We start from the raw sequence: 13,007 nt of genomic DNA on the forward strand, positions 1-13,007 counted from the left end.
GCCCCAGAATCCTTTCTGGGGCCTTCCGTGCCGAGGATTCCATCCTCATTCTCGCTGGCCCCAGAATCCTTTCTGGGGCCTTCCGTGCCGAGGATTCCATCCTCATTCTCGCCCAATGCGGAATGGATTCCGCCAAGCGAGGCGGCCCTGCTTCGCGGCCAGCGCTTCGCAGGACCGGCCCGGAAAGGATTCCGGGCCGAGCGAATTCCAGGCCAAGCAAGCCGACTCATCTCCTCTGTTGCGTCCGGCCGTTTTGCTGCTCAATGTAGGCCTCAAGCACCTTCTGAATATCCTGGGCCGATTTGGTCTTGACCGGCACGACCAACGCCCGCCGGCCACCCGTGGCCGGTCGCTTCTGCTCCAGCTCGGTGGCCAGCTTCCTTACCGTTTCGAACAGTTCCGGCGCACCGGAGACGATCAGGGTCGAGGACCGTTCTTCTCCGGCGATGGCCACCTGCCGCGGCTTGTAGGTGCTTTGGGAGCTGGCCTTGGCTCGCTCGCCGGCGTTGATGACGTCCTGAATCTGCCTGGCCAGGGAGACCACGTCCACGCCCCGGCTGACAGGTATAACCTCAAGTCCTGACGGACCTTCAGTCTGCTTGTCCAACTCCCGCACCATGTCCTCAATCAGGTTGAGATCCACGGTGCGAGCCCGCACGATCAGTGAATTCGTGGAGTCATCGGACATGATCACCGGAACGTCATTCTGGGTGGTTCGCCTCCCGCTGCGGCTTTGTGTCGGGTTGGCGAACAGCTCCCTGAGCGTCCCCGCCAGTGTCGCGGCCGCGGCGTTCTTCACGGGGATGATCTTGGGCGCCCCGGCCCCTTCGACCTGCTTGTCCATGTCCAGGGCGATCTTCTCCACGCGGTCCAGTTCATCCTGCGAACCGCTGGCGATCAGGGCGTTGAGGGTCGCCGAGGCCTGAAGCCGGATGTCACCGATCAACTCGGACGTCGATCCGCGACGTCCGGCGGTTGCACCCGGCTTGCGGAGATACTCGTTCAGGATTTCAAGCGTCTCCTGGGCGTCGACGAACTGCAGCGGGATGATCCGCAACTGGTCGACCTCGTCGGTAACCGGCTTGTCCAGCTCGGCGACCATGGTCTTGATTCCTTCCATGTCGGCCTTACCGGCCGAGACGACCAGCGCGTTCGCGTTGGAGTCGGCGGCAAAAGTGATCGGCGGTCCCGAGCTCGACATGCCGCGACGTCCCATCTGGTACGTCTGGCGAAGCACCTCGAGAATATCCTCGGCGCGGGCATTCTTGAGGCGAATGATCTCCTGCTGCGGCACGTTGGTCGACTGCTGGTCGAGTTCGTCGATCATCTTGCGGATGATCTGCAGCTTCTCGGCGGATGCGCTGATTACCACCGAGTTGGTGGCCCGCTCAGCCACGGCGTTAACCCGCTCCGAATCGGGCACGTTGCCGCGAGCCGGGTAGGTCTGCGAAATCACCGTGGCAACCGAGCTGGGATCGGCGTTGGTCAGCGGGATGACCGCATACTGACGCCCGCCGGCATTCGGATCGCTCGGGTCGACGACGGCGCTGTCCACCTTCTCGATGAGCTGCTGGAGCTCCTCGAGGCGCTCCTCGGGGCCGGTCAGCACAACCGCGTCGGCGGCGTCGCTGGCGGTGATTTTGATGTCATCCTGCAGCGACGGGTCGCGGCCGCCGCTCTTGCCCGGCTTACGCAGGTACTCGGTGAGCATGGTCATCATCTCGCGAGCCGGCAGCTTCTTGACCTGAACCACCCGCATGGCCCGCTTCTGGCCGCCCTCCTGCGGACTGATGTCGAGCTGCTCGATCATGGCCTGGGCCTGCTCGAGTTCGCCCGGCGTACAGGTCACCAACAGCTTGCGAGCCCCGGGAACCGGAGTGAATACCGCCGGCGTTCGACCGGTCCGGGTGCGGGGACCCGAGTTGTACACCGTCGTCAGCGTCTGAGCGACGTCTTCCGGATCAGCGTTCTTGAGGTCCAAGGTGTAGGTCTTGCGGCCGGCGGCGTCCGATTGATCCAGCGCATCAATGATCGCCTGGACCTTCTTATGGTTCTCCTCGGACGCGGTGACAAAGACGGAATTGGTTGCGTAGTCTGGGCCGGCAGTGACCTGCTCCTGCAACGGCCGCTGCTCCTGTCCGGCGAACTGGTCGGTGATCGCCTTGGTCACCACGCTCGGATCGGAAAACTTGAGCATGTACGGCTTGATGACCCTCGTGTCCTCCGTGTCGGGAGCCACGTCCAGTTCTTGAATGATCTTCTTGAACCGCTCCATATCGGCCTTGTTCGCGGTCATCACCAGCGTGTTGGCGGTATCGTTGGCCTGGACCGTGACCGGATACTGGCGGGTCAGCTTGTTCGGTTTCATGGTCTGCGTGATCATGTCGGTCAGCGTCTTGGCCAGCAGCGAGGCCCGGACGTTCTTGACCTTGATGGTCTCCGGCATCTTGGGGTCATCGACAATGGCGTTATCCAGGTCCTCGACAATTTCGCGGACCTTGGCGTGGTTTTCCTCGGACGCGGTCACCACCAGGGCACCGGTGGAATAGTCAACGTCGACGACCACCTGGTCGCGAACCGGGAGTTGGTCCTGCTTGCCGAACCGCTTGGTGATCATCATCTGGGTGGACCCGAGGTCGGCAAATTTCAGCACGTACGGTTTGGTCAGCCGCAAGTCCTCGGCGGGCTGGCTGTCGAGTTTGGCGATCAGCTCCTTGATCGAATCCATCGCCTGCTGATTCTTTGCCGTCACCAGCAACGTGCCGGCCGTGTCGTTTGGCTCGACGCTGACCGGATACTGGTTGGTTCGCCTGTCAGCGGCGTATGAAGACCTGATCATGGCCGTCAAGCGATTCGCCAACTGGGTGGGCAATATGTGCTTCACCGGTATCGCCTCCGGCGCAACCATTCGCTCGCGGTCCTCTTTGTCGATTTCGTGGAGCAGTTGCTCGATCTTGTCGATGTCTTTCTTGAGCGCTTTGACAACTATGGTGTTCGTTCCGTATTCGGGAAGGATGGTCACCTGCTCGCTAGCAGGCACCTTCCCTGATTTCTTAAAGGCGGCATTGAGGGCGTTCGACACATAGGTGAGGTCGGCAACGCGAACCGGAAGTACTTTGGTCTGCTGCCCTTCGAAGGACGCCGCTTCGACGTCCAGACCCTTGAGCCAGTTGTCGATCTTCTTCTTGCTCTCCGCCGAGCAACTGATGAACAGCTTGCGGGTCGACGGCTCGGGCACGATCGACATGGCCGTGTCCAGCGCCGTCAGGCTGGTGTCGCCGGCCGACTTGCGGGCTTGAATGCCCTGGTTGAACATCGTGGTGAGCCGGGCGGCCAGTTCCTCGACATCCGCGTAATTGACGGTGACCTCATACTCGTTGACCGCCACCTCGACCGGTCTGGCCGGGGAGTACCCTTCCAAGGGCTTGATGATCTGGTCGTCGATCAATTGAAGCTGCGCCGTCGTGCCGGTAACAAAAACCACGTTTGCGATCGGGTCGGGCGCTGCTTTGGGGGCTTCGACACCCGCCTGCCACCGCTTGGAACCGTACAACTGATTGATGGTCGCGGCCACGGATGCCGCGTTGCCTCGATTCAGCGGGAACATCTTCGTCGTCGGTTGCGTGGTGTCCGAACCTGTGACATCCAACTCCTTGATCACGGCGTCCACGACCATCAAGGCCTTGGGCGTACCTGCAAGGATCAACGAGTTCGTTCGTTCGTCCGCCGTCGCCGCGAAAACCGCGTCGCCCGTACCCTTCAATCCGGTCTGGGCGATGAGCCTGGCGGCCATTTCGTTCAGCTTGGGCAGAATCTCTGATGCGGCGGCGTGGGTGAGACGCGTCACCTTGACCTGCTGCTCGGTGATCTGATCCATCTGCTCGGCGATCTTCTTGACCTCCTCGAACATGTCCGGCGGGCAGGTCACGAAGAGCATCTTGCTGGCATCCTCGCCGACAATATTGATCTGTTGCCGCGTACCGCGGGCGGCACCCTTGGGCGAGAAGATCTGTGTCAACTGCGACGCCACCGACGACGGTGTCGCCACCTTGAGCTGGATCTGCCGCACTTCGCCCTGAATGACGCTCTGCTGCTCCAGGTCCTTGATCTTGGCGGCGATGAGCATCTGCTGAGCTTTGGGGGCCCGAACAAGAATCGAGTTGGTGCTGCGATCGGCGGTGATGCGCACCATCTGGGCGCCGCCGACCCCGCCCGGAGTGCCGTAGATCTCGCTCAGCGTCTTGGCCATGTCCTCGGCGCTGGCCTTCTCGACAGGGTAGATCTCCACGGGGTTCGAGGGCGTGCTGTCCAGCTCCTCGACGATCTTAAGAATCCGCTCCATGTCGGTCTGTAGGGCCCGGATCACCAGCCGGTTGGTCCGCGAGTCAGCCGCGACCTTGAACTCGCCCATCCGGGAAGGGGTGTAGCCCTCCATCGCGCCTCTCGGGCCGCCGCCGCGCCGCTGCGCGGTCTCGAAGACCCCCTGGAGCTGGGTGGCCACCTTCTCGGCTTCGGCATGCTGAAGCTCGACGGTCTCAATAGCGATCGGAATATCCTGTTCTTCGAGTCTGTTGATCAGCGTCTCGACCAGCTTCATGCCCTCCTCGGGAGCGGTGACGATGATCGTGTTGGTGGTCGCGTTGGAGGCGATACTGATCTCCTTGGCCGGGTTGATCTTTGTTTTGCCTTCCTTACCCTCGCCCTCGGCGACGGGGGCGCTCGACTCGATCATGCTCTGCTGGAACTCCAGCATTTGCTGCTCCAGGGCCTCGATCATGTCGACGTCGACGCCGGCTCCTCCGCGGCCGGGCAATCGCGGCCGGAAGGTGCGCCGCTGCTGCGGTGTTTCAATCTTCAGGATTTCCTTCAGGACCTCTTCCACCTCGGCGGCGTTCAGCTTCTTGAGCTGGAAGATCTTGATGTTCTTCTCCTTGTCCAAGCCCGGCCGGTCGATCTTTAGCAGCAGCTCGGCGATTTTGGGGAAGGTCTCCTGTGCGGCCCGGATGATCAGCGTGTTGGTCCGCGGGTCGGGCACGACCTTGATGTTCCCGGCCGCTGCGGCCTTGGCAGCCTCCTCGGCTTCCTTGGCCTTGGCCTGCTCCTCCTCCTCGCGCCGGCGCTGAGCGGCGGATTCTTCCTCTTCCTGCTCGCCCGACTTGGCCCCTCCGGGCTTCGCCTGGGGCTTGCGTTCCTGGGCCCTCGGCGCCCTGGGCGCCGGCTGAGCCTTGGCCGGCTCGTTGAACATGGCCTCAAGCATCGAGGCCGCGACCTGCACGTCAACGTGCTTGACGCGGAACACGCGAATATCGCCCTTGGCACCCTCTTCGATTTCGCCTATTTCCTTGATGATCATGTCGAGGATCTCGTCGATCTCCTCAACCTCGTCCTCCGAGCCGAAGATAATGAAAGTCCCCTGGACCTCATCGTAGAGAATCTGCGGCTTGTTGCTCATTCGGTATTCGGCGGCAGCCTGAAACAGCTCGGCGGTCTGTCTCTCCTCGGCGGTCATCTCATCCCGCGAAGCGGCTTTCGCCGAATCGCCGAGCCCGGCTTGTTGGCCCGATACTCGATTGACGGGAGCAGCCTCACTCGTGCCGCGCGGGCCGGGCGCGCCTTTCGGCACCGCGGTCTTCGCCTCCTTAACCTGCGGATTGCCCGCCGGCGGGACAGGTGGCTGCGGCGTGACCTGCGAAGGGTGCGTTCCAACCTTGGGTGCCGCGGCGGGGCGCGTCGTCGCCGGCGCCACGGCAGGCTTGGTCGCCGCGTTCCTGCTGATCACCGAGATCTGGGCCAGCGGGATCGCCGCCAGATCGCGTTCGATCCGAGCCAGGACGCCTGTTGGCACGAACTGCGATACCACGTCAATACCGGACCGCGCCGAGGACGATTGTTCCTCCGCCGGCCGAGTGGTCGGCTTCGGCTCTTCGATCGGCGTATCGTAGTAGATCTCCTCGAGCATACTCATGGGGTCGCGACCGATTCCGCCGGCCTCCAGTTTGCGGATTCCGGCGCCTTCGCGAAGGCTTGTCGTTACGATTCGCTCCAGATGCGGCAACACCTTGCTCGGAGCCACCGTGCTGCGGCGAACCAGCACTTTCAGCGCGACCGGCGGTGGGTTCTTTTCCAGCTTCGCCAGCCATTCCTCGGCCGACTTGAAGTACTTGGGATCGCCGTCGATCATCACCTGGTTTGTGTAGGGGAAGTACTTGACCCACGGACCCTTGTAGCCGTACATCCCATACATGATCTCATCCAGCCGCTTGGCGATCTCCTTGGCCGGACCTTCAACTGTGTAAAACTTCTTGATGGTGCCGCCGGCGCCTACCACCGTCGTTGCATCGCCCTCGAGAACCGGCCTGGCGGCCGCTTCTCGGGCCAGCCGTTCCTGGATCTCGATAACCTGCTCGATGAGCGGAAATCTTTCCGGCGGCGCAGCCACGATCAGCCGTTTCGTGGCGTAGTCGGTCTTGACGCTGATCGCCGAACTGCTGCTCGAAACCCTTCTGGGCGTGGTACTGGTAAGACTCGTCGAATCTCCGCCGCCGGTCACCTCGTCGATGTAATCCGCGACCTCGTACGGGTCGGCAAACTCGAGTTGAAAGACCTTGATCATCGGGCCGTCCGGTTGGGCGCCGGCGTCGAGCATCTTGATGAACTGCTCGGCCTCGTAGACCTTCTCCTCCATGCCGCGCAGGATGATCGAGTTGCCCGCTTCAAAGGCCGTGACCACCAGCTCCTCGCCGCCTTCCGAGCTGGTACTCGATCTCCTGAAGCCGCCCCACGGGCTGTAGTCGCCGAAGCCTCCTTCCCAGGAGCGGAAACGGCTCCGGCCGGGACTTGGGCCCGCCGATGCCTTCATATGCTCCTGCACAATGGGGGCGATTTCCTCGGCCTTGGCGGTCTTAAGTACCACCGTCCGCGTCACCGAAGGCTGGCTGGCCTGATCAAACTCCCGGATCAATCCCTCGACCGTGGGCATCAACTCGGCAGGGGCCATCACCATCAGCTTGCGGGTGATCTTGTTGACCGTGATCTGCGGCCCGCCGCTGCTGACGCTGTACCAGCTACCATAGTACCCTCTGCGACCGCCGCTCGATTCCTGCATCTCGCGATACTTGGTATCCAGGATCGGCTGGATGATATCGGCGACTTCCTGCGGGCGGGCCTTAGTCACCTCGAAGTGCTTGAGGATCATGGTGGTGTCGCCGCCCTGGGCGTCGATGTACGCCTGAACCTGCTTGTCGATCTCCGGCATCTTCTCCTTGGGCGCCGACACGAGCAACACGTTGCTCCCGTACTCGCCCATGATCTTGATCGGCGATTTGGTGTTGGACGCGGGGCCCCAGCGGCTGCTCGTATCAGGTATATCGAGCAGCGTACAAAGGGTGCGAGCGACCCCGGCCGATCCTTCGTAGCCGGTGCTCTTGACCTTGTACATCTTGACTTCGTTGCCGGCCGTCGGGTTCTTATCGATCTCCGCGATGAACTTCTCGATCTCGGCCATCTTGTCCTTGGGGGCCTGCACAACCAGGCCATTGCCCATCGGGGCGATCTTCACACTGCCGGGCGATGAGGAGGAACCCAGACCGCTGCTGGAATAGCCGCCGTAGCCGCCGTAACCACCGCCGAAACGGCTGCTGCGGCCCCCCCCGGACGATTGGGCATCGAACATCGAACTGATGATCTGTTGGGCCTCCCAGGCGTCGATATTCTCGAGAATGAAGGTCTTGCGGATGATCTCCTGCTTGATGTACTGAGCATCGATCTCCCTGGCCAGGGCCTCGGCCTTCTTGAAGTCCTCATCGGAGGCCGAGACCAGCACGCGATTGCCGATCGTCTCGGCAATGACCCGCACTGGCACCTTGGGCGCACCTTCGCTGCTGCCGCCAAAACCGTAGTAGTCATAGCTTCTGGAGCTTCGACGCCGGGATGACCCGCCCTCGCCGCCGAGCACTTCCTCGATCTTCTCGGCGACGTACTCGGCGTCGGCCTGTTCCAGTTCGATCGGCCGGAACTCGGCCTGATCGGCCGGGCTGGGCTGGTCGAGCTTCTCGATCAGCTCCGCCACCTTGACATGGTCTTCCTCGGTCGCGGTCACCAGCAGCAGGTTGGTGCTCGGGTTGACCAGGAAGCTGGGCTGACGGTCTCCTCCGCCCCCGCCGCCGCCACCATATGGATACCGCCGGTAACTGCCATAGCTGCTTCCGCCGGCCAAGGCCTGGCTCAGCAACATCGAAACCGACTCGGCATTGGCATACTTGATCTGGTAGGACCGCGTGGTCTTGAGGGTCTCGCTCTTCTCGTCCAGCTCGTTGATCAGTCTGTTGATGTCCGGCCACATGTCGTCGTGGCAGATGACCACGAGCATCTTGGACGCGTCGTCGGGAATGAACTGCGGCAGGGACTGACCGCCTCCGCCGCCGTACCCGCCGTAGCCGTACGGGCCGCGTCGGTACCCGCCGCCCGAACTGCTCCCGCCGAATCGCGTGGTCAGAATCTGCACCACCGAACCCGGCTCGGCGTTCTTGAGCTGAACGATGTGCTCGGCCGCCCCCGCGGTCGGGTCGACGTCGAGCAGCTTGATCAGATCCTTCGCATCAGAAATATCCTGCTGGCTCCCGCTCAGCACCAGCGTGCGGTCTGTCGTGTTGTCGGGAATCGCCTTGAATCCCTCCGCCCCGCCAACACTGCTGACCGGCATGCCTCCTGGGCGCGGATATCTCGGCTGCGACGTCTGCCGCCCGGTAATGATGCTCGTCAACACCATCGCAACCGACGAGGCATCGGCGTGCTCGAGCTTGACCACCTGGTATTTGGACTCCTCGCGAGGTACATCGAGCAGAGCGATCAACTCTTTGATCTCTCTCATCTCCTTGTCGTTGGCTTCAACCAGAATGCTGCGCGGAGGACGCGGCGTCAGCGTCGCCGAGGTGTTGACTTTCATGATCTGCGGTGGTGGCGGCGGAGTCGGCGGCTGACCCGGCTTGGGCGGCGGCGCCGGCTGCTGCACCATCTTCGGCTCGCCCAGGAACGGGGTGATGAGGTCGATCATCTCGCTCGGGTCGACGTGTTTAAGTTCGATGATCTCTTTCTTCCGCGGGTCGCTGCCTTCGACGTCGATGTACTTCGTCAGCAGCTCCTCGATGCGCTTGTGCTTGACCGGTGATGCCAGCACCAGCAGACTGCTGCCGCTGAGCGGCTCCTGAATCTCGATGTCATCGCTGGTGGAGGTCCCGATTTCCGTCGGTCCGGCGGGAGAGCGTACCGGCCCTCCGCGACCGGGTCTGCCCGGCGGCCCGGTGGGGGGCGCAGGCGTGGGCACAGGGTTGGCAGGCACGGCACCGGTTGCTCCGCCCATCAGACCCTCAGGCAGCAGCATTCCCTGCAACTGACTCGATGCCTCGGCAGGAGTGCGGTGTTTGAGCGGGTAGACCCGCCACTCGCGTCCATCTTTGATCTCCACGTCCCGCTTGGCAAGAATCTCCAGGGCGCGATTGATGTGGTAGACGCAGCCGCGAATCTCGATCCAACTGCTGTCGGGAAACAACGTGGCACGAGCACAGTTGTCCGGCACGCTGTCGTTGACCCACTGGGCCAGACGCACCGCCGGCTGGTGCTTGGGCGTGTACATCATCGAGGCCATCTCCCACTCCGGAAGATTGGCTTTCTCGTACGCCTCTTGCGAATCGTACAACCGCTCGGCTGGCATGCGCCGGTACCACTCGCTGAGCTGACGGAACTCGAGGTAGCCGTCCCGCACCATCGTCCAGTAGCCCATTCCGACTTCCTGGGTGATGAGATTGAACCGGGTCAGGGCCTGATCGAAAGTCTGAAGCTCCAGGCTCTGGAAAGTGATGGGCTTCTTGCGGTCTGCGTCGTTCACGCCCTCGCTGAGCAGCCCCACCATGCTCAAGCCGCTCATTTCGACGAAATCCTGGCAGCACTTTTCCAGAGGGGTGTTGCTCCAGTTGAAGAAGTACGGGCGCTCGTAGTACGGCAGCTTCCAGTACGTCTTGGGGTCCAGTTTCGGAACGTTCATACCAGCGTTCGCATCGGTGACCGCCGGTTGGTGTGTCGGAGGCACGGGCTGGGGCGGCGACGGACTACCCGGTCTGCCCCCAGGCCCGGCACCCGGTCTTCGGCCAGTCGGCGGTGCCGGAGTGTGAGCCGGACCGGTGGTCGGCGCCCCGGTCACTGGCCTCGGGGGCACGGCAGGATGCGCGTCGGTTCCGGGCGACGGAGTCGCAGGTGGCACAGGCTCCTCGGCCGGCGCAGGTAGCTCCTCATGAATGATCGGTTCGTCCGCCGGCACATCCTGGCCTTCGGGCTCCGCGGCTGTCGGTTCGAGTGTCGGCTGGGGCTCCTCCGTGGTTACCGTAGGTTCCGCCGGCGGCACGCTACCAGTGGTCGAGGCCGGCTCGCCGGGTGCCGGTGGCTTGCGCAAAGGTACTCGCGGAGGCATCGCCGGCTGATTGGGAAGACCGCTGGGCCGAGAAGTCGATGCCTTTGCAGCAGCCTTCAGGGCCTCGAGTTGAGCGTCGTCCAACACTTCGAGCTGATCAGCTTCGGAGTGGATCTTGAGATCCAACGGCGTCGGCAATCCGTCATTGTCCGGGTCCGACGGGCTGATCGTCCCCGGCTCATGAACGTGGGGACCGGCAGGCCGACTTGCGGCCGCTCGGGCCCTCAGCGCTTCGTTCATGTTGGGGTAGCGCCTGATCGGCGGCGCTGGGCGCGTGGTCGCAGCGGGCAAGGCTGGACCGGCCTCCTCAGTACCGTTGCCATCCTGACCGACAGCCAAGCCGCTCACCAAGAACCAGACCGCCCAAATCGGCACAAGCGCCAGCCGACTGCCGATCCGCTTGGCATAGGTTTTCGTTGTCATGATCCGAAACCTCCTGGAGGTTCGCTCGCTTCCAGCGAACGACGAAAGCGTCTAAAGCACTGCGAAACAGACATTTATGACCCGAATCGCGCCTTGGTGTGACCAACCGACCCGGCCTGTTGGACAATGCCGACTCGGACCCTGTCTGGCACCCCGGAGAAATGAAGCACCCGCCCTTAAGGACTGGCTGCCTTCTCCGGTTTGTTTATACCCGCCAACCTCTCTTCAAGTTTCGCCAAGGCGTCATACACCGCCGGGTGCTCCGTCTGACTTAGAACCTGACCCTGCTTGAGGGGCTGGCCTATCAGGTGGAACGTCCGTTTCGTGCCATCCTTGTCTTGCTTCTCCGAAACCGCGCCATCACGGTGAATGAAGATCAGAACCCCCCCATAAAGCGAATCGCCGACCTCCACCCGCTTGTCCTCCGCATTGGGGTTTCTCGGATCCTGCAATACCACCTGTTGGCTCCGGGGCGAACTCAGTATCCGGGCCAGGACCAGCTCGGCATCGGCCGGAGGGGGTGGCGGCGGAGGCGGGAGGGCGGGGGGGTCCCTTACTGGTTGGGTCGGGGGAGGCGGTGGCGGCGGAGGCGGGGGTGGTTGGTAAACGTAACGCTCAAACAACTCTCTCTTAATGCCACGATAGTCGTCCGCGCTCGCCAACAGGGTGCGACCCACCGGCACCCGCTTGTCCGGAGCCAGTTCCGCCGTATCGATCTGAGGTACCCGCTTGTCGCTCGGAAGAATCGGCGTCTCTACCGACATCGTCAGGCTCAACCGCCCTGTGGGTTTCGGCACCGCGTTCGGCGAGGAGGATTTCTCCATTAGCGGCTTAAGCAAGATCCTTTTGCAGCGCACCAGGTATGGCTCGCGGTACAAACGATGCAGAAAACCGACGATCTGGTCGATCGTCCCCTCCGCCTTGACCTGATAGACTACGAGCAACAGCCCGCTGTGGCCCGGGTGAGGCACGGTACTGATCAAGTCAACCTGTGTCGGCGGGACAAAAAAGCCCGACTCGGTCGCCACCCGCGTCAACTCCCCGCGAAACCGCCCCTTGGCCACCATTTCGTCGGTCGAAAGCGTCTGTCGGCCGATTGCCTTCCACTCCAACTCTTTGGCCTTCGCATCTTCAAGCTTCTTCTTCGCCTGGCTCAGCTTCCTCTGCTCGTACTTGAGGCTTACCTCCAACTTGTTCGCCCGATCAACGTACAGACGCCGGGCGCCAAAGGCGGCTCCAACGACCGCAATGGCCACAACAATTCCAACAAGCAGCTTCTCGCGAGGCTCCATACGATTATCTCATCCGGATCTCCGACCTTTTGCCGGGGTCGTGAGCGATTTCACCCGCACCGTCACGGTGTCGATGAACGGGTATTCCGGATCCTTGGGGTTGGGCTTTACCCTGCCCACCTCGGCCGTGAACTCACTTACCGTCGTAACCTTTCCGTCAGGGGCCGGTCGGCTGGTCGTGATCTTGCGGATCTGTTCCGCCAGTTGTGTCCCCACCGAGTTATCCTTCGACGCCAACGAGATGATCATCTGGCCGGGATCCTTGATCTCCAGCTCGGTGATGTATCCCTTCTCGTTGGAGACGAAATGCTCGGCCAGAAGCTTGAGTTTGTCAATCCAGACGACATTCATCCGCATCCACTCGGCAAGGTCTTCGTGCTTCTTCAGCAGATCGGCGTATTCCTTGGTCTGTCGTTCGATCTGCTGCCGCTCCGCAACGACTTCATCGATCTTCTTCTGCTGGAGTCGGAGCGTCTGAACCGCCCACACCACACCCGCCGCGAGAAACAGCGCAACCGTCAAAGCCACCAGCGGTCGTCGCTTCGCTCGTTCCTTTCGCTCGGCCTCGGGTTCCTTGGGATGCAGGAAGTCGAACCGCCCCATTTCATCGGCCAGGTGGTTGTACGCCAGGCCGATCGCCGCGATGAACGGAGCTGCCGACACGTCGGCGATCCGTTTCCAGTTCAGCGCCGGCGGAGCGTCGAACACCCTGGTGGGGCTGCCGAACCGATTCTCAAACGCCGCCCTGACGCGCTCGTCGACCCCGCCGCTACCCGACAGGATAATGCGGTCGATTCTCGCGCCCGCGTCGCTTGCCCGGTAGGCCTGGA

Annotated in this window: 3 protein-coding genes; all 3 read right to left on the reverse strand. The window is 62.5% G+C overall.

Annotated features, from left to right (window positions below):
* Positions 1–226: 226 nt before the first annotated feature.
* A complete protein-coding gene (locus PLL20_09110; GenBank protein ID HPD30140.1) occupies positions 227–10,885 on the reverse strand; it encodes a secretin N-terminal domain-containing protein in 10,659 nt (3,552 codons plus the stop codon).
* A 176-nt stretch (positions 10,886–11,061) separates the two neighbouring features.
* On the reverse strand, positions 11,062–12,177 hold the full coding sequence (locus tag PLL20_09115; protein HPD30141.1) for a hypothetical protein: 1,116 nt from the start codon (positions 12,175–12,177) through the stop codon (positions 11,062–11,064).
* Between the two features lie 9 nt (positions 12,178–12,186).
* On the reverse strand, positions 12,187–13,007 hold an 821-nt coding region (locus PLL20_09120), incomplete at its 5' end, for a hypothetical protein (GenBank protein HPD30142.1).

The sequence above is a fragment of the Phycisphaerae bacterium genome, assembly GCA_035384605.1.
Classification (GTDB): Bacteria; Planctomycetota; Phycisphaerae; order UBA1845; family PWPN01; genus JAUCQB01.